The 17,550-nt window shown below is 53.6% G+C and carries 16 protein-coding genes; 12 read left to right on the top strand and 4 right to left on the bottom strand.

Annotated features, from left to right (window positions below; all coding sequences use genetic code 11):
* Window positions 1-63: 63 nt before the first annotated feature.
* The 8 genes from WFP70_RS06405 to WFP70_RS06370 all read left to right on the top strand — a co-directional run bounded on the left by WFP70_RS06405 (window position 64) and on the right by WFP70_RS06370 (window position 9,647).
* Window positions 64-828: a prepilin peptidase gene (locus WFP70_RS06405; protein ID WP_337022999.1), complete on the top strand. Its 765-nt coding sequence runs from the start codon at window positions 64-66 to the stop codon at window positions 826-828.
* A gap of 215 nt (window positions 829-1,043) precedes the next feature.
* Window positions 1,044-2,426, top strand: coding sequence for a diaminobutyrate--2-oxoglutarate transaminase (locus WFP70_RS06400; RefSeq protein ID WP_034829839.1), 1,383 nt, complete (start codon window positions 1,044-1,046; stop codon window positions 2,424-2,426).
* Between the two features lie 12 nt (window positions 2,427-2,438).
* The gene (locus WFP70_RS06395; protein ID WP_097117899.1) at window positions 2,439-3,905 is read left to right on the top strand and encodes a pyridoxal phosphate-dependent decarboxylase family protein; all 1,467 of its coding nucleotides are present in this window, start codon (window positions 2,439-2,441) and stop codon (window positions 3,903-3,905) included.
* Window positions 3,906-4,302: 397 nt separating this feature from the next.
* Entirely contained in the window at window positions 4,303-5,796 is a 1,494-nt protein-coding gene (locus WFP70_RS06390) for a purine-cytosine permease family protein (RefSeq protein ID WP_337022998.1), read from the top strand.
* Window positions 5,796-7,502 (top strand): nitrilase-related carbon-nitrogen hydrolase, encoded by a 1,707-nt coding sequence (locus WFP70_RS06385; protein ID WP_337022997.1) that lies wholly within the window; start codon window positions 5,796-5,798, stop codon window positions 7,500-7,502. Before WFP70_RS06390 ends, WFP70_RS06385 begins: the two co-directional genes overlap by 1 nt.
* Window positions 7,503-7,642: 140 nt before the next feature.
* Window positions 7,643-8,797, top strand: coding sequence for a transporter substrate-binding domain-containing protein (locus WFP70_RS06380; RefSeq protein WP_337022996.1), 1,155 nt, complete (start codon window positions 7,643-7,645; stop codon window positions 8,795-8,797).
* The gene (locus WFP70_RS06375; RefSeq protein WP_166934381.1) at window positions 8,794-9,408 is read left to right on the top strand and encodes an ANTAR domain-containing response regulator; all 615 of its coding nucleotides are present in this window, start codon (window positions 8,794-8,796) and stop codon (window positions 9,406-9,408) included. Before WFP70_RS06380 ends, WFP70_RS06375 begins: the two co-directional genes overlap by 4 nt.
* A gap of 38 nt (window positions 9,409-9,446) precedes the next feature.
* Window positions 9,447-9,647, top strand: a complete 201-nt coding sequence (locus tag WFP70_RS06370) for a hypothetical protein (protein ID WP_337022995.1) — start codon at window positions 9,447-9,449, stop codon at window positions 9,645-9,647.
* Between the two features lie 35 nt (window positions 9,648-9,682).
* On the opposite strand, the gene WFP70_RS06365 is transcribed toward WFP70_RS06370, so the two are convergent.
* Window positions 9,683-10,075 carry a RidA family protein gene (locus WFP70_RS06365; RefSeq protein ID WP_337022994.1) on the bottom strand — a complete coding sequence of 131 codons (393 nt, stop codon included), beginning with the start codon at window positions 10,073-10,075 and terminating at the stop codon, window positions 9,683-9,685.
* A gap of 130 nt (window positions 10,076-10,205) precedes the next feature.
* Between WFP70_RS06365 and WFP70_RS06360 the strand changes: the two genes are divergently transcribed.
* On the top strand, window positions 10,206-10,814 hold the full coding sequence (locus tag WFP70_RS06360) for a TetR/AcrR family transcriptional regulator (RefSeq protein WP_337022993.1): 609 nt from the start codon (window positions 10,206-10,208) through the stop codon (window positions 10,812-10,814).
* On the opposite strand, the gene WFP70_RS06355 is transcribed toward WFP70_RS06360, so the two are convergent.
* The gene (locus WFP70_RS06355) at window positions 10,789-11,706 is read right to left on the bottom strand and encodes a LysR substrate-binding domain-containing protein (protein WP_337022992.1); all 918 of its coding nucleotides are present in this window, start codon (window positions 11,704-11,706) and stop codon (window positions 10,789-10,791) included. The two genes, WFP70_RS06360 and WFP70_RS06355, sit on opposite strands and share 26 nt — an antisense overlap.
* 97 nt (window positions 11,707-11,803) lie before the next feature.
* Here WFP70_RS06355 and WFP70_RS06350 point away from each other — a divergent pair, with 97 nt between their 5' ends.
* Window positions 11,804-12,661, top strand: a complete 858-nt coding sequence (locus WFP70_RS06350) for an aldo/keto reductase family oxidoreductase (RefSeq protein WP_337022991.1) — start codon at window positions 11,804-11,806, stop codon at window positions 12,659-12,661.
* Window positions 12,662-12,716: 55 nt separating this feature from the next.
* Here WFP70_RS06350 and pdxR read toward each other — a convergent pair whose 3' ends face one another.
* Window positions 12,717-14,210, bottom strand: a complete 1,494-nt coding sequence (gene pdxR, locus WFP70_RS06345; protein ID WP_337022990.1) for a MocR-like pyridoxine biosynthesis transcription factor PdxR — start codon at window positions 14,208-14,210, stop codon at window positions 12,717-12,719.
* 109 nt (window positions 14,211-14,319) lie between these two features.
* Between pdxR and gabT the strand changes: the two genes are divergently transcribed.
* Together gabT and gabP are read left to right on the top strand one after the other, a co-directional pair.
* Window positions 14,320-15,582: a 4-aminobutyrate--2-oxoglutarate transaminase gene (gene gabT / locus WFP70_RS06340; RefSeq protein WP_337022989.1), complete on the top strand. Its 1,263-nt coding sequence runs from the start codon at window positions 14,320-14,322 to the stop codon at window positions 15,580-15,582.
* Between the two features lie 96 nt (window positions 15,583-15,678).
* Window positions 15,679-17,073: a GABA permease gene (gene gabP, locus WFP70_RS06335; RefSeq protein ID WP_034829828.1), complete on the top strand. Its 1,395-nt coding sequence runs from the start codon at window positions 15,679-15,681 to the stop codon at window positions 17,071-17,073.
* A 35-nt stretch (window positions 17,074-17,108) separates the two neighbouring features.
* Here the strand turns inward: gabP and WFP70_RS06330 are convergent, their stop codons facing one another.
* Window positions 17,109-17,435: a hypothetical protein gene (locus WFP70_RS06330; protein ID WP_045815361.1), complete on the bottom strand. Its 327-nt coding sequence runs from the start codon at window positions 17,433-17,435 to the stop codon at window positions 17,109-17,111.
* Window positions 17,436-17,550: the final 115 nt, after the last annotated feature.

Raw genomic sequence — 17,550 nt, 5'->3', positions numbered from 1 at the left:
GCTCCTTTATCCATTCAAGCGTAGCGTCTCTTACCTCATGCAAAGGGATCGCCGAGGTCAATCATGGAGTGGATGTTGTGGATAGTCGTTTGGATGTGTGGGGCAAGCGTCGGAAGTTTTATCAATGTTGTGGTGTACCGTCTTCCCAGACAATGGCAGCACCCGGAAGAGCGGATGAGTTTGTGGCGACCCGCTTCACACTGCCCGAAATGCAAACAGGCGCTGCGCTGGCGGGATTTGTTGCCCGTGATCAGCTGGCTGCTTTTACAAGGAAGATGTCGGAATTGTCACGCTGCAATCAGTGCGCGTTACCCCGTGATAGAATTTTTCAGCGCATCTGTCAGCCTGATCCTCGTCTTATCGTTTCCTGCCGATGGACTTTTCGTAATCACACTTCTGCTGTTCTGGGCGCTGCTAACCCTATCGCTAATTGATATTGACCATTATTTGTTGCCAGATGTGATCACCCTGCCATTGCTGTGGTTTGGGCTATTATTAAAAGCAGTTAGATGGCTATCAGGCTCACTCAATGATGCCGTGTTTGGGGCGATAATAGGTTATAGCGCACTTTGGGTAATCAGCCATTTATATCAATGCCTTAGTGGTAAATTAGCACTGGGCATGGGAGACGCAAAGTTAGTGGCAGCATTAGGCGCATGGCTGGGTTGGGCCCTTTTACCCTCAGTGCTTTTACTGGCTTGTAGCGGCGCAATTTGCGCACTATTTTTCGCCAAAATTTGCTGGCAACGTGACCTCTCTCAACCCCTTGCTTTCGGTCCCTGGATTGCTCTGGCGGGCATAAGTCTTTTTATTAACACGATTATTTAATAACCACTTCATCTGCTGGCGCTAAAATAGCCGGCCAATTAGTGGCCAACGCCCTGATTCCTATATGAAAAGAATAAACAAATCTAAACAAAATAAATCATTGTGATGTACGTCAAAAGGCTCTATATTGGCCGCGTTTTTTAAACCACTGATACTTTTTTGTTCAACTAGTCAATCGGCCAGCCATCACGAGCCCCGGTTGAAGGAGAGATATGATGACGGATAAAGTCCGTATTGATAATTTTGGTGCCAACGCATTCAATGGAAACAACGACGCTTTCTTAGCCCGTCAGGCTGAGTTTGAATCAAACGTCAGGAGCTACCCGCGCAAGTTGCCTTTAGCGATTGCCAAAGCCAACGGCGTGTGGATCACAGATGTCGAGAATAAACAATATCTTGACTGCCTGGCTGGCGCAGGGACGCTGGCACTTGGTCATAACCATCCTGATGTTCTGCAGAGCATCCAAAATGTCATTACCAGCGGCTTGCCGTTACATACTCTTGATCTGACAACACCTCTGAAAGATCAATTCTCAGAATCTCTGCTCTCGCTGCTGCCTGGCCAGGGTAAAGAATATTGCCTGCAGTTCACCGGTCCTTCCGGTGCGGATGCGGTTGAAGCAGCACTGAAGCTGGCGAAGAAAGTCACTGGCCGTAGCGGCGTGATCAGCTTCTCTGGTGGTTACCATGGTATGACTCATGGTGCGCTGGCTGTGACTGGCAACCTGTCACCGAAAGAAGCCGTTAACGGCATGATGCCAGAAGTGCAGTTCATGCCTTACCCGCATCTGTATCGTTGCCCACTGGGTCTCGGCGGTGAAGCGGGTGTGAAAGCCCTGACTTACTACTTCGAAAACCTGATCAACGACGTGGAAAGCGGCGTGCGCAAGCCTGCAGCCGTTATCCTGGAAGCCGTTCAGGGTGAAGGCGGTGTGAACCCTGCTCCGGTCGAGTGGCTGCAGCGCATCCGTAAAGTCACTCAGGAACACGGTATTCTGCTGATTCTTGATGAAGTTCAGGCAGGCTTTGCCCGTACCGGCAAATTCTTTGCCTTCGAACACGCAGGCATTGAGCCAGACATTATCGTGATGTCTAAAGCAGTAGGCGGTGGTCTGCCACTGGCTGTTCTGGGTATCAAAAAGCAGTTCGACGCCTGGTCTCCAGGTCACCACACCGGTACCTTCCGCGGCAACCAGCTGGCGATGGCAACCGGTCTGGCCACCTTGAAAGTCCTGACCGAGCAGAACATCGCCGGTAAAGTGGCTGAACAAGGTGAATGGCTGAAAGCACAGCTGGCTGAGATGCAGAAACGCTTCCCGGTTATCGGCCACATCCGCGGTCTGGGCATGATGATCGGTATCGAGATCGTTAAACCAAACGAAGCGGCTGACCATATGGGTAGCCTGCCGGCTGATGGTGAACTTTCTGCACTGCTGCAGAAGAAGTGCTTCGAAGCAGGTCTGATTCTGGAGCGTGGCGGTCGTCACGGTGCAGTACTGCGTCTGTTGCCGTCACTGCTGATCACCAACGAAGAGCTGGCGATTTTCCTGGATAAATTTGAGCAGGCGCTGATTGGCGCTGGCGTCAAACCTGTTTGATTGGAAGAGTAAATGTCTGAAGTAAACCCGATTCTGGCCGCCTCTGCACAAAGCATTGAGGCGTACCAGCAGGCGATTGCCCAAAGCAGCGCCGCGGTTGTGCAGTGGCTGCAACAGCCTGAGATGTATCAAGGCAAAAGCGTTGCCGAACTGCGCGAGCGTATCACGCTCGACTTCAATCCAAACGGCCTGGGTAACCAGGCCGCGATTGAACGCGCGATTGAGTATTTCCTGAAAGACAGCCTGTCAGTGCACCACCCACAATGTGTGGCGCACCTGCACTGCCCTAGCCTGGTCGTTAGCCAGGCTGCAGAAGTGTTGATCAACGCCACCAACCAGAGTATGGACTCATGGGATCAGAGCCCTTCTGCCACCATCATTGAGGTCAAACTGATCGAATGGTTGCGTGCACAGGTGGGTTACCCAGCAGGCGATGCTGGCGTGTTCACCAGTGGTGGCACACAAAGCAACCTGATGGGTCTGATGCTGGCGCGTGATGCGTTTTATCAGCGTCAAGGTCATTCAGTGCAGTTGGACGGCATCACTGGCGATCTGCGTAAGATCAAAGTGTTGTGTTCTGAGAACGCGCACTTCTCGGTACAGAAAAACATGGCGCTGCTTGGCCACGGCTACAATTCTGTGGTGCAGGTGAAGTCTGATCAGTTCGCACGCATGGACGTTAACGACCTGAAAGCCAAACTGGCGCAGGCCGAAGCCAATGGCGAGCAGATTCTGGCGATTGTCGCGACGGCTGGTACTACCGATGCGGGTGCGATTGATCCACTTCGCGAAATCGCGGGCATCGCGGCTGAGCACAACATTTGGATGCATGTCGATGCAGCCTGGGGCGGTGCACTGCTGCTGTCTGAAAAGTATCGTGACTACCTGGACGGCCTGGAGTTAGTGGATTCGGTGACTCTCGACTTCCACAAACAGTATTTCCAGACCATCAGCTGTGGCGCATTCCTGTTGAAAGACGAGCGTCACTATGAGCTGATGCGTTATCAGGCGGCTTACCTGAACTCTGAGTTCGATGAAGAAGCCGGTGTTCCTAACCTGGTTTCAAAATCTCTACAGACCACGCGTCGTTTCGATGCATTGAAACTGTGGATGGGTCTGGAAGCGTTGGGCCAGAAACAGTATGCCGCGATCATCGACCACGGTGTGACGCTGGCACAGGAAGTGGCGAAGTTTGTTGCGTCAGAACCACGCCTTGAGCTGGTGATGCAACCACAGCTGGCAAGCGTACTGTTCCGCTACCGTCCAGAGCAACTGACCGATACCGCGCAGATTGCTCTGTTCAACCAGCGCATCGGCGATGCTCTGCTGGATTCAGGCCGCGCTAACGTTGGCGTGACTGAAAACCAGGGCGTTACCTGCCTGAAACTGACGCTGCTGAATCCAACCGTGACGCTGGAAGACATCAAAGTCCTGCTGGCGCTGGTGGAGAAAACCGCGAATCAGTTGCTGAACGCGTAATTTCGCTTCAAACGAAAAGCCGATAACTGGCAACAGTCATCGGCTTTTTTATTGCCTGTCGATTGCCCAGCCCGTTCATTTTTGCTCACTCATCCCTCTCGAATAACAACCCATTTGGTTGATTGGCAGATAACGTTAGCACGATCAATGACGGTGCAAGTTGCACCGTCATAAGGCTCGTTCACGTGGAAAACTGCCTATCAGGTGTTGAAACACTCTCATTTACCCTCTGGCACGGTAATTGCTTATTACTGTCTACCGCATCCTGCACGTCAGGAACAGGCGCCGTAGTCTGGTAAGCGGTTTGTGGCACTCTGCCACTCCAATACATCGAATTCAGGCGAAGAAGCCCCACCGGCAATGCTGTCGGCGGGGCTTTTTTTATTGGAGTAAAATTATGAGCAAGTTAAAAGCGTGGTTTCAGGGACCTCAAGACATCACCGAAGCGGAAGCCGTGGAAGATTATGCCGTTGGGCGTGTTCCCTCCCACTATCGCTGGCCGATCCCGGCCATCATTTTAGTGTTACTGGGAAACTCGACCGCCATGTTTTGGTTCAGCCTCGGCGCGGATATGAGCTATCAGGTCGGCTGGCCGCTGCTGCTGTTACCTATCGCCTATATGGTGGTGTTTGCCACCATAATCGGTTCCTGCATTATGAAAATGGCCAGTAAAGAGGGCCTGTCGCTCAATCTGATGACGCGAGGCCTGGGCTTCGGATATATGGGGTCGGCTTTTACCTCGCTAATCTATGCCATCAACTTCATCTTTTACTTCTTGTTCGAAGGCACCATCGTGTCGCATGCCATTGCGAACTACGCGGGCGTCCCGGTTAACTCCTTCACGGGTATTGCGATTTTTGCATTAATGGGATTGGCGGCAATCTGGTTTGTGTGGAAAGGCATGTCGTCAATGCAGTTCCTGCAAACCTGGGGCGTGCCGATCTTCATCTTGCTGTTCGGTTTCTGCATCTGGCAACTCACGCACCATTATCCGTCTGTGGGCTTCAGTAGCTGGCAGCCTAAAGCTGAAGTCGACAGCAATGCGCTGTGGCTGGTGATGAACATGGCCAATGGACAGATTGTGTTTCAGGGCCTGATGGCCACCGATTATGGCCGCTTCGCTCGTCCTGGTATCAGCCATAAAGGCACGGCGACCATTATGCTGGGGATGCTGATTCCGATTGTGGTGGTGATGCTGTTCGGCGCCTTTATGGCCTATACCCTGATGCCACACATTCAGGGAGAGGATGTCTGGTCACTGGCATTAGATCCAGGCTTCGTCTTCCCGCTGATTATTGGGCTGACCGGCGTGCTGTTTGCTGTGATTACACAGATTCGTATTAACGTGCTGAACCTCTACTCCGGATCCATCGCATTGTCGAATACCATGGATATGGCGTTTAACTATCGTCCAGGCCGTCAATGGTGGATGCTGCTGGTCTGGCTGCTCGGCGTGGTGTTCTACGTCTGCAACATTCTGCAGTACACCGGCACTTTCCTGTCGATTACCGGCATTCTGACCAATACCTGGGTGTTCATTATCCTCGCTGACTATTATGTCTGCCGCAAAGTGTTGCACCTTGCGCCGTCTGATTTTGTCGAATTCCGCAAAGAGTATCTGTGGATGTGGAACCCCAGCGGCGTCATTGCCCTTTGCGTTGCGGTGGCCATTGGTGCCGCTGGCGTACTCGGTGTTTATCCTATGGTGTACGCGTCGTTCATCGCCATGCTGGTGGGGCCTCTGCTGCACGTTGCAATCAGCGTCGCTACGCGCGGTCGCTATTACTTCAAGACGTTCCCGCAAGATATGCAGACCAACTGGAAACCTTCTGATGCCTATCAGGGACCAAAGCCCGTCTTCAATCCATTGCTGAGTAAGGAGGCTGAATAATGAACGTTAAGGTTGCCACAATTCAGTTTGAACCCACGCAATTTCGCAAAGATGAAAACGTCACTCATCTGCTGCAACTTGCCAGCCAGGCGGCCCGTGATGGCGCGCGATTGATTGTCATGCCGGAAATGGCTACCACCGGTTATTGCTGGCAGGATCGTGCGGAAGTTGCACCTTTTGTAGAAACCGCTGATGGCGTGACCAGTCAGGCTTTCGCTGCTATCGCACGGGAGTTCCAATGTTATCTGGTGTTTGGTATGCCGGAGCGTGACCCTGTCACAGAAATCTATTACAACAGTGCTGTTTTAGTCGGCCCGCAAGGTGTGATTGGCGTTCATCGCAAAACCCACCCTTATATTTCTGAACCCAAGTGGGCTGCCAACGGTGATGCCGGGCATCAGGTCTTTGCCACCGAAATTGGTAATATCGCCTTGCTGATTTGCATGGATATCCATTTTATCGAAACCGCTCGCCTGGCGGCGTTAGGCGGCGCGCAAATTATCTGTCATATCAGTAACTGGTTGGCTGAACGGACACCCGCGCCCTACTGGTTAAATCGCGGTTGGGAGAATGGCTGCGCCTTAATTGAAAGTAATCGTTGGGGCTGGGAGCGCGGCGTACAGTTCAGCGGCGGCAGCTGTATCGTTGACCAGAATGGCATCGTTCTGGCTAGCCGTGATAGCGGCGATGGCGTGATAGCAGCCGAGTTAACGCTGTCTGCGGAGAATCCTTCACTGCGCAAACGACGCCCTGAGCTGTATCAGCGCCTGATGACCAATACCTTTATGTGGAATCCGCAGGATTTCTTTGGCTTGTACGGCGGCGATCCCCTGCCTGCCGCCAAAGATTCACGTATCGCTGTAGCGCAGTTTCATCCGGCCAATAACATTGCTGAAAATCTTTCGGTGATCCGTCATTGGGCCGAACAGGCAAAATCACGCGGTGCTGAACTGCTGATTTTGCCAGAACGAGCGCTGACAGGGGGCGAAGGTAAGAATAATGCGCTTACGCTAAACGATGCGCCAATTCAGAGCCTGCTGAAACTGGCGATTGAACTGGATATCGCGTTGTTAACTGGATTTGCCGAGTGCGAAGGTCAGCAATTTTATAACAGTGCGCTGCTGGTAAGCAGCGCGGGGTTGAACGCGCACTATCGACAAATTCACCTTAGCGAAAACGATAAGCAATGGGCCAGTGCAGGCAATCAATGGGTGACCTGCGATCTACCCTGTGGACGCGTGGGAATTCTGCTGGGTGAAGATTTGCTGGTACCAGAGGCAGCACGCATTCTGGCACTGGAAGGGTGCGACATCATCGCCTGTCCCGCCCTGCTCAACACGCCGATCCCGCTGGCGCATACGGGGACGGAGATCCCGCACGCCTGGCCGATTCCGCGCGGTGCCGACCCGTATCACTGGCTATTACCTCGCGTACGCGCGGGCGAGAATAATGTCTGGCTGGCCTTTGCCAACTGGACGCCAGCGACCGGCATGAGTTTTGGGCTGAGCGGTGTGTTTGGCCCGGATACGTTTGCGTTTCCACGTACCGAAATCAAAGTGCCGGGCACGGATGGCTTGGCGGTGCTGGATATGACTACCGGGTCAGCGGAAACCGCATATCCTAATCATGTAGTGAGACGAAAGGATTTGGTATTGATGCGCCAGCCGCACTATTACACCCCACTGGTCATGCCGTCCAGCCAGTAAACACAAGGAGCGGCCTGTTATGACTGTCGTGGTCTTCAACGGTGCAACAGTCGCTCTTATTAAAGCTGATGTAAGTCGTTATGTTCTGGCGGCCACCCTGCCGCCAGAACAGGAAAGACGTTTAATCACCAGGAGACTCTATGTCTGCCACACCCCCGCCAAAGAGTGTCATTCCGATTGGCATCCTTTACTCCGTATCCGGCGATTATGCCGTGATCGGCCGCGAAATGCTCAACGGCATCCTGCTGGCGATTGAAGAGATCAACGCCAACCCTGATTATCACTTCACCCTCGCGCCAGTGGTGCGTGACCCTGGCGGTTCGCTGGATAAATATTATGACGACTGCCACGACTTACTTTATCGCCACGGTGTACGTCATGTGATTGGTTGCTACACGTCAGCGGCCCGCAAAACCATTCTCCCGCTCATCGAATCTGCCAACGCTCTGCTGTGGCACTCCGCACGCTATGAAGGTTTTGAAAGCAGTAACAGCGTAATTTATCTGGGGGCGACGCCCAATCAGCATGTGTTGCCGCTTCTGAACTGGCTGTTGCAGCAGCAGGATGTCGCGATGTATCACGTGGGGTCGAATTACGTCTGGTCATGGGAGATGGATCGCATCACGCGTGAAGCGGTCATCCCGGCTGGTGGCAAAGTATTAGCCAGCAAGTTACTGCCGCTCGGTGAAGAGAATGTCGATGAGCTGATTACCGATATTATCGCGCAGCGGCCCAGGGTGCTACTCAACACCATGGTGGGAAAAAGTGCGTACAGTTTCTACCGTGCCTGGCATCGGGCCAGCCAACAGCAGCCCTGGCTCAACGACGTCTTAAAGTTAAGCCTGACGCTGTGCGAGCCGGAAGTGAACATGATTGGCGCAGAAGCTCTTGAAGGATATCTGGTCTCAGCGAGTTGGTTTCAGTCCATCGACAGTGCCGCCAACCACGATTTTTTACGCTGCTACCGCCAGCGTTTTGGCGAAGACGTGTCCCCCTCCGTTGACAGCCAAAGTGCCTGGTTGGCGGGACACCTGCTGGCGCGCGCTATCAACCGTCAAGGTGATGCTGACGTTGAGGCCGTGCGTGCTGCCGTGCTTAAAGATGAGATGGATTCCCCCGCCGGACCGATCCGAATTGATGCCGATAATAATCACAGCTGGCTGACGCCGCATCTGGCGCGCTGTCATGATGGCAAGCTAGAAAGTTTTTGGCAGGCACCACAACCGGTAAAGCCTGATCCCTGGTTAGCCTGGACCGATCTCGATAATCTGAATCAGGATGGAGAGCGCACATGAGCCGAAAAAACGTGCAAATGCGCGGACTCAAAGTGTGCGTGATGGGCTGTGCGGATCGTGATAATCATCACCTGGAGCAACAATTTTCCCGTATGGGCATTCGGGGAGAATTTTTCCCGGCCTTCCCAGATGAAGAGCAGCTCGTCGGGCAACAGTTACTGGTGTTCGATGGCGACAACCCAGCGCTGTTTCATCCCACCAACAAATTGCCCTGGCCGCCCTTACCTAAAATTGCGCTCACCGCGATGGAAACACCTTCGCGACTGCAGTGGATCACTGAGCAGAAAATTGACAGCTATATGCGTAAACCGGTGCGCTTCGACGGCGTGATGACTGCCTTCACGCTGGCGCTTGAGAGTGCAGCGCGTTTTGCCCAACTGGAACAACAACTTAAGCGTCAGGAGGAACGTCTGCGCGCGCGCAGGTACCTGTTCTCCGCGCAAATACAGGTGATGCAAGCGTTTCAGTTAGGGGAAGATGATGCTTACAACCTACTACGTCTTGCGGCCATGGCGCAGCATATGACGATTGAGAATCTCAGCTGCGAATTTTTGAACAACAAAACATCCTGGCTAAATCTGCTTAAAGCACTAGCATTTGAAAAACGCTAACGTTGTATTTTCACAAATTGGGAAGAGTGTGAAATAGAATGAAAATTGTGATTTTTCTGACGATTCTAATCGCTGGCCTATTGCTTATACCCGATAGTCTGGTCGGCCAATCAGTGAGCGCACACGGTGATGGTGAAGCCGCGATGGATCAATACGATTTCACCCTACTGTTGATTAAGGCAGCCATTTCTGCACTCATTGCCCTGGCGGTATTGCAGATTATGCGCCGGGTGCGCTGATTCAACAGACACACCTCCCTGTGCGGCACGCTGAACTATTGAGGAATTCGCGCGATCACCTTGATTTCAAAATCAAACCCCGCCAACCAGTTGACCCCCACTGCCGTCCAGTTTGGGTACAGCGCTTCACCAAAATGCCGTAAACGTACCTCATTCACGATGGCAAATTGGTTTTCAGGATCGGTATGAAAACTGGTGACATCCACCACATCACCCAGCGTACATCCCGCTGCTTTCAGCACGGCCTGCAGGTTTTCAAACGCCAGATTAACCTGACCTGCAAAATCAGGTTCCGCAGAACCGTCCTCCCGACTTCCTACCTGCCCCGAAACAAATAACAGGTCTCCGGAACGTATTGCGGCAGAATATTGGTTAATTTCATACAGCGCCTGACGTCCCGCTGGAAAAATGGCATTGCGTTTGTTCATAATCGCACTCCTGATGGAAAAAAAGGGTGAAACCGGGTAGCTAAGCCGGTTATCGCTTTAACATACGCCGCGTATGTATTAATATGGATAACATACGCATCGTATGTCAATGCAAATTTTGGGAGTTGCTATGGCAGCCAAACGGCGAACAGAACAGGTAGAAGAAACGCGGGCAAAATTGATTGAGGCTGCTCGAAGGGCCTTCGCAGAGAAAGGATATAACGCCGCATCAATGGATGATTTGACCGCTGAAGCAGGGCTGACGCGGGGAGCGCTTTATCACAATTTCGGCGATAAAAAGGGCCTATTACAAGCCGTTATCGACCAGATCGACGCAGAGATTTTGGTGCAGATGCATGCCGCTGGGCAGCAGTTTGAATCAAAGTGGCATGCCTTTCTGGCAGAAGCGATAACCTACATTGAGATGTCACTGGAGCCAGAGGTGCAACGCATCATGCTGCTTGATGGTCCCGCTGTGCTCGGCGATCCTTCACAGTGGCCCAATCAGACTGCCTGTCTGCGCACCACTGCAGACAGGCTCTCTGCACTGATTGCAGAGGGCACGGTGAAGCCGATGGATACTGAAGCGGCCGCACATTTAGTCAATGGCGCCGCATTAAATGCCGCGCTGTGGATTGTCGCCTCCAGCGAACCGGTAGCTGCGCTTCCGCGCGCGGTTGATGCGTTTCGCGTATTGATGTCCGGACTGCTGGTTAACCCGCCTGCTGCTGCGCATTGAGTTCGCGCACATAGTCGAGGAAGGCTTGTAACGGTGCCGGGATCAGCCGGCGATCGTTATAGTAGAGCCACAGACCGGAAAATCTCTGCCACCACTCAGGTAAAATCGGCTGCAAACTACCGTCATTCAAGGCGGGTTTGATCCAGTCTTCGAACAAATAAACCACTCCCACGCCTGCAACAGCAGCAGAAACCGTGAGATCCATTGCCGCGCCAATACTGCAAATCAATGGACCTTTCGGCTGTAAGCGCACGACCTCATCCCCATTTTCGAACTCCCAATCGGCAATGACACCCGTCGCGTAGCGACCATACAAGCAGCGGTGCTTCATTAAATCGCGGGGGTGTTGCGGCATGCCATGCTTCGCCAGATAGCCAGGCGCAGCGGCGGCAGCAAAACGTTGGCTGCGCGGACCAATTGGCAATGCCACCATATCCTGTTCAAGGTGGTCATCGTAACGAATACCGGCATCACAGCCATCGCGGAAAATATCCTGCACGTTGCTCTCCGCCACGACCTCCAACTGAATGGCGGGATAGCGCTCAAGGAAGCCAGGCACGATGGAGGGCAGCACCAACCGGGCAGCGCTAACGGGGACATTCAAACGCAGTGTCCCTCCCGGCGTATTACGAAAATTATTCAGTGCATCCAGAGCAGCATCAACTTCGTTCATCGCTGGCATCAAGCGCGACATTAACGCTCTGCCCGCTTCGGTGAGCACCACGGTGCGTGTGGTGCGGTTAAATAACCGAACGCCTAGTTGTTCTTCCGCTCGTCTTACGGCGTCACTTAAACGAGAAGGATTGCTTCCCGTCATGCGGGCGGCTTCACGAAATCCGCCCGCTTTTGCCACGGCCACCACCGCATGTAGCAGTGCAATATCCAATGCCATTGTTCGCCATTCCGCACACTGTGTCCTGATTTCACCGGATAGTTGCACAGCCATGCGTCGATTACAATCTGTACACACATCGACGAAGGAGGTTTCCATGTCTCACAACGCAAATACCTATACTTTGGGTGATCGTCAGGTTAAACGCCTCGGTTATGGCGCCATGCAGCTGGCCGGCAAAGGCGTGTTTGGGCCGCCAGCCGATGAGAATCGGGCATTACAGGTACTACGTGATGCGGTGGCTGGTGGCGTGAATCATATCGATACCAGCGACTTTTATGGCCCGCACATTACTAACCAACTGATAAAGAGAGCTCTGCATCCCTATTCCGACGATCTGGTGATCGTCACCAAAGTCGGTGCTCGTCGTGATGCGAAAGGAGGCTGGTTGCCCGCTTTCTCGCCCGATGAGTTGACTCAGGCGGTAGAAGACAATCTGCGCCATCTTGGTCTGGAGGTGATGGAAGTCGTGAATCTGCGTTCGATGCTCGACGTGCACGCACCTGCAGAAGGCTCACTGGAACCGCAGGTCGAAGCGATGATCAAGCTTAAAGAGCGCGGACTGGTTAAGCATATTGGTCTGAGCAACGTAACGGCCAAACAAGTGGAAGATGCGCAGAAAATGACGCCCATCGCCTGTGTGCAGAATCTCTACAATCTGGCAAATCGCCAGGATGAAGCGTTGGTCGATCAACTGGCTGCGCAGGGCATTCCTTATGTGCCGTTCTTCCCATTGGGTGGTTTCTCACCGCTGCAATCCGAGCAGCTTACCGCCGTGGCCGAAGAGTTGAATGCCACTACATTGCAGGTTGCCCTGGCCTGGTTACTTCAGCGTTCGCCAAATATTCTGTTGATTCCTGGCACATCATCACCAGAACATCTCCAGCAGAATCTCGCCAGTGGCGATCTGGTGTTGAGTGCCGATGTCGTGCAGCGTTTAAACGGCATCGCTTAGTCTTGAATGACGCGGCCCCCGGGCCGCCTATCGCCAGGATTACAGCCGTACACGTCTACGAACGCGCTAAAATCCCGCTCTCCACCAGACATGCCTTCAATACACCAAACGCATCCTGACACTGACGTTCATCCACGCAGGCATAACCCAGCAGCAAGCCCCGTCGCTCTTGCTGGTGCATGTAATATTGCGACAACGGTCTAACCTTCACACCGCGCCGCAGCGCCAGTGCGGCAATCGCCACATCATCACATCCAGCCGGTAAGTTCACCACCAGATGCAAGCCCGCCTCATGATTGACGCGCGGCATAAAATCAGCGCCAAGATAGCGCTCAATCAGACCCGCTAAAAAGCGACGACGCTGGCTGTAGAGTTTGCGCATACGGCGGATATGCGCCATGTAATGCCCTTTCTGGATAAATTCCGCCAGCGCCCGCTGCACCAGCAGATGCCCGCCACGATAGAGTTCCGCCGCCGCAACGCGCAAAGGTTGAGCCAGCGCTTTTGGCACCACCAGATAACCCAGTCGCAGTGCTGGATAGAGCGTTTTGCTGAACGTGCCCATGTAAATCACCGGTGCATCGGGCTCAAAACCTTGCAGCGAGGGAAATGGCTGCCCCGCGAAGCGAAACTCACTGTCGTAGTCATCCTCTATCAACCAGGTTTTATGTTTGCTGGCTAAATCCAGCAACTGCTTACGTCTTTCAAGGCTGAGATGAACGCCCAATGGGTATTGGTGTGACGGTGTCACAAATATCACTTTTGGCGCCCGACTGCGCGGCGGTAAGTCAGGAATAATGCCCTGATCATCGACCGGCATGGCCTGTATTTTCAACCCATTGATGCGTAAAAGATTACGGGTTCCCCAGTAGCCAGGCTCTTCAATCCACGCGGTATCACCCGGATCGCAGAGTACGCGCGTGACCAGATCAACCGCCTGATGGATGCCTTCGGTGATGATGATTTGATCCGCATCCGCACGCACCGATCGGGCCACGCTGAGATAGTCCGCCAGTGCCTGTCGCAATAGCGGACAGCCGCCATTGCTGCTGTAAATTAGTCGATCAATATCAGGCTCGCGATTTAATCGCGCCTGAATCTGGCTAAAGAGTTTGTGCGGAAACTGCGTCACGTCCGGTGCGCCTGGCACAAACGCGCCCCATTGATAAGGCGAGGCGTTGGCATGGCCCAACAGCGATGCACCGCGTTTAGAAATCGCCGCCGTTTTCACGCTCAGCGGCAGCGTCAGGTCATCGCCGCGCGGGCTGTTTAAACACCCTTCAGGCAGCGTTTCGGCGATCCAGGTTCCGCTGCCGGTGCGCGCGGTAACATAGCCCTGTGACATCAAATTTTCATAAACGTTAAGTACGGTATTACGTGACACCGATAATTCCCGTGCCATATCGCGCGTGGCCGGTAATCGCGTGGCGCGTGGAAAAATCCCCTCAACAATCGCCGCCTGCATACACGCCAACAGACGCTGCTGCAACGTTCCTTCCGGCATAAACTGCAAACGTTCTAATACATGATCGGCGTACAAACTCCGCAATTGGCTCCATCCTTTTCTATAAAAGTGGCTCTGGCAACAAACCTTAGCGCAGGGATAAATAAGCGTGTTTGTCGTGATTTGTAAAGACGCTTATCGCTAAGGAAAGGTTATGGAAGGTAAAAACAGCCAGCTGCAGCAACGCAAAGATGACGCACTCCCACGTGGCACCGGTAATCTTTGCCAGTGGTATGTCGATCAGGCAGAGAATGCGACGTTGCGTGACGTTGAAGGCAACAGCTGGATTGATTTCGCTGGTGGTATCGCGGTGCTCAACACCGGCCACCGTCATCCGCGCATCGTGAAAGCCATCGCGGAACAGTTAGAAAAATTCACCCATACCGCGTTCCAGGTGACGCCTTACGAGAGCTATGTCGGCCTGGCAGAGCGCATCAACAGCGTGGTGCCCATAGCCGGTAAAGCCAAAACCGCCTTTTTCTCAACCGGTGCTGAAGCGGTTGAGAATGCCGTTAAAGTTGCGCGCGCCGCCACACGCCGTCACGGCATTATCACCTTCGGTAACGCGTTCCATGGTCGTACGTTTATGACGATGGCGATGACCGGCAAAGTGGCCCCCTATAAGCGTGACTTTGGCCCGATGCCTGCTTCCGTGTGGCACGCTCGTTACCCCAACAACGTGACCGGTATCAGCGTTGATGATGCTTTGGCGAGCCTGCAAGACATCTTCACTCAGGACATCGCGCCGCAAGACGTGGCAGCCATTGTGCTGGAGCCAGTACAAGGCGAAGGCGGTTTCCACATCGCCCCTGCTGAGTTCTTCGTTCGCCTGCGCCAACTGGCCGATCAACACGGCATTCTGCTGATTGCCGACGAAGTGCAAACCGGCTTTGGTCGTACTGGCAAGCTGTTTGCCATGGACCATTACACCGTTAAACCAGACTTGATCACTATGGCGAAAAGTCTGGCGGGCGGCATGCCGTTGTCTGCGGTGAGTGGTCGCGCAGAGATCATGGATGCGCCTGGCCCCGGTGGATTGGGTGGCACTTACGCCGGAAACCCGCTGGCGATTGCCGCCGCGCATGCGGTGCTGGACATTATTGCTGAAGAACTACTGTGTGAGCGCTCAGTGAAACTGGGTGCGCAACTGGTCGAATTCCTCAATGAGGCACGTCGCCACTGCTCTGCGATTACCGATATCCGCGCATTAGGTTCGATGGTCGCGGTGGAGTTTGCCGAGGCGCAAACCGCTCAGGCCATCCAGCAACACGCCATGGCGCGCGGTTTACTGTTGTTGACCTGTGGTCCGCAGGGCAACGTGATTCGCTTCCTTTATCCGCTCACTATTCCGGATGCGCAATTCAGCCAGGCGCTGGAGATTCTCAGCCACGTGCTGAGCGCGCACCAGGATTCGTAGGCCCCCAGCTTAGCCAGCCCGTATGCGGGCTGGTCATCCACCTGCTGCAGCCAGGCTGTGTCAAATCACAGCCCGAGAGACAATCTGGAGAAAACAATGAGTTCACAGAATGCCGATGCGCTTGCGCAAGGCTTAAAGCCGCGTCATGTCCGCATGTTATCCATTGCCGGTGTGATAGGTGCCGGACTGTTTGTCGGTTCCGGTCATGCTATCGCCGAAGCAGGCCCCGCCGTGTTACTGGCCTACATCGCAGCCGGTGCGCTGGTGGTGCTGATTATGCGCATGTTAGCGGAAATGGCCGTTGCCTCACCGGACTCCGGCTCTTTCTCCACCTATGCAGATAAATCACTGGGACGCTGGGCCGGATTTACCATTGGCTGGCTCTACTGGTGGTTTTGGGTGCTGGTCATTCCGCTTGAAGCCAATGCCGCAGGCACGATATTGCACAGTTGGTTCCCGCAGATTGCCGTGTGGGAATATACCCTGGCGATCACCACGTTTCTGACGGTCAGCAACCTGTTCAGCGTGAAGAATTACGGTGAGTTCGAATTCTGGTTTGCGCTGCTGAAAGTGGTCGCCATTGTCGCCTTCCTGATTGTCGGCAGCCTGGCGATATTCGGCCTGATGCCCGGTAGCAGCACACAAGGCATTTCCCATCTCTATGACACGCACGGGTTTATGCCAAACGGCATCGGTGCCGTACTGGCTGCCATTCTGACCACCATGTTCTCCTTTATGGGAACGGAAATCGTCACCATCGCGGCAGCGGAATCACGTGAACCGAAAAAGCAGATAACGCAGGCCACCAACTCCGTGATCTGGCGTATTGCGCTGTTTTATTTGCTGTCGATCTTCATTGTTATCGCGCTGGTGCCGTGGAATACCCCATCGCTGATGAAAGCCGGTTCGTATCAAACGGCGATGGAGATGATGAATATTCCTTACGCACGGCAAATCGTCGATGTAGTGGTGTTGATCGCGGTGTGCAGCTGTCTTAACTCTGCGCTTTATACAGCTTCACGTATGCTTTACTCGCTTTCCCGTCGTCAGGATGCACCCGCCGCTGCATCAAAAACCACGCGCAGCGGTACGCCCTGGGTTGCAGTCATCGCCTCAACTGCCGCTGCATTTCTCGCGGTGATCGCCAATTATCTGGCACCCGCAGCGGTATTTGAGTTCCTGCTAGCCAGTTCCGGCGCGATTGCGTTACTGGTTTACCTGGTGATAGCGGCCTCGCATCTGGTGTTGCGCAAAAAGCGCGAGGCACGGGGTGAGATCTTAAGTTATCGCATGTGGCTGTTCCCAGGCTTAACCTGGGCAACCATGGTGTTCATCGTGGGAGTGTTGGTCTCAATGCTGTTTATGCCGGCGCATCGCTCTGAGATCATTGCCACCGGTCTACTCACGTTGGCGGTGTTGATCACCAGCCGCATCGTGCATCGTAAGCGCGCTTTGCGTGAGCGCGAGGCGTTAGTGGCAGTGCGATCATAATGCCAGAAATTTCCGGGCTGGGAGGCCCGGAAGCCTTACTCATATTGCACATCGATACTGATCGACTCTTCCGGCACGTTAATCACCACAACGCATTTATTCCACACCGGCTTGCCTTCGGTCATATCGTGCTCAACGAAGTAGTGTTGGAAATCTTTCAATGCTTCAGTTAAATCACCAATTGCCTGTGCATCCGGTTCAAACCAGTCTGGCTCGCCGTTTTCATCCAGATAATCGAACTGGTATTCACCGCCCTCGTCATCGGCAAACAGTTCAGCTTTTACGATTAATTCGCGTGCACCTTGCGGTCCACAGCTGAAAACAATCATCGCGATGCGGCGGTAAAGGTCTTCATAGGTCATGGCAGTGTATTCCTGTTTTTGGTGAGTTCCCGTGGGCAGCGTTCGTCATGGATGGCATAACAACGTTACCGAGGGCTCTTATTGACTTTAAGGCTGATGAGAAGAGAATGAGGCT

Source organism: Pantoea sp. USMM079, from assembly GCF_037153115.1.
Lineage (GTDB): Bacteria > Pseudomonadota > Gammaproteobacteria > Enterobacterales > Enterobacteriaceae > Pantoea > Pantoea communis.
Note: the sequence above shows the minus strand (reverse complement) of the source record. Positions and strands in the feature narration are given on the sequence as shown.

Bases quoted from the DNA above. Each gene is read 5' to 3' on its own strand.
- WFP70_RS06375 (WP_166934381.1), top strand. From the start codon at position 8,794: ATGAGCCGAAAAAACGTGCAAATGCGCGGACTCAAAGTGTGCGTGATG.
- WFP70_RS06350 (WP_337022991.1), top strand. From the start codon at position 11,804: ATGTCTCACAACGCAAATACCTATACTTTGGGTGATCGTCAGGTTAAA.
- WFP70_RS06365 (WP_337022994.1), bottom strand. From the start codon at position 10,075: ATGAACAAACGCAATGCCATTTTTCCAGCGGGACGTCAGGCGCTGTAT.
- WFP70_RS06330 (WP_045815361.1), bottom strand. From the start codon at position 17,435: ATGACCTATGAAGACCTTTACCGCCGCATCGCGATGATTGTTTTCAGC.
- WFP70_RS06405 (WP_337022999.1), top strand. From the start codon at position 64: ATGGAGTGGATGTTGTGGATAGTCGTTTGGATGTGTGGGGCAAGCGTC.
- WFP70_RS06355 (WP_337022992.1), bottom strand. From the start codon at position 11,706: ATGGCATTGGATATTGCACTGCTACATGCGGTGGTGGCCGTGGCAAAA.
- WFP70_RS06370 (WP_337022995.1), top strand. From the start codon at position 9,447: ATGAAAATTGTGATTTTTCTGACGATTCTAATCGCTGGCCTATTGCTT.
- WFP70_RS06400 (WP_034829839.1), top strand. From the start codon at position 1,044: ATGACGGATAAAGTCCGTATTGATAATTTTGGTGCCAACGCATTCAAT.
- WFP70_RS06395 (WP_097117899.1), top strand. From the start codon at position 2,439: ATGTCTGAAGTAAACCCGATTCTGGCCGCCTCTGCACAAAGCATTGAG.
- WFP70_RS06390 (WP_337022998.1), top strand. From the start codon at position 4,303: ATGAGCAAGTTAAAAGCGTGGTTTCAGGGACCTCAAGACATCACCGAA.
- WFP70_RS06360 (WP_337022993.1), top strand. From the start codon at position 10,206: ATGGCAGCCAAACGGCGAACAGAACAGGTAGAAGAAACGCGGGCAAAA.
- WFP70_RS06385 (WP_337022997.1), top strand. From the start codon at position 5,796: ATGAACGTTAAGGTTGCCACAATTCAGTTTGAACCCACGCAATTTCGC.
- gabT (WP_337022989.1), top strand. From the start codon at position 14,320: ATGGAAGGTAAAAACAGCCAGCTGCAGCAACGCAAAGATGACGCACTC.
- gabP (WP_034829828.1), top strand. From the start codon at position 15,679: ATGAGTTCACAGAATGCCGATGCGCTTGCGCAAGGCTTAAAGCCGCGT.
- WFP70_RS06380 (WP_337022996.1), top strand. From the start codon at position 7,643: ATGTCTGCCACACCCCCGCCAAAGAGTGTCATTCCGATTGGCATCCTT.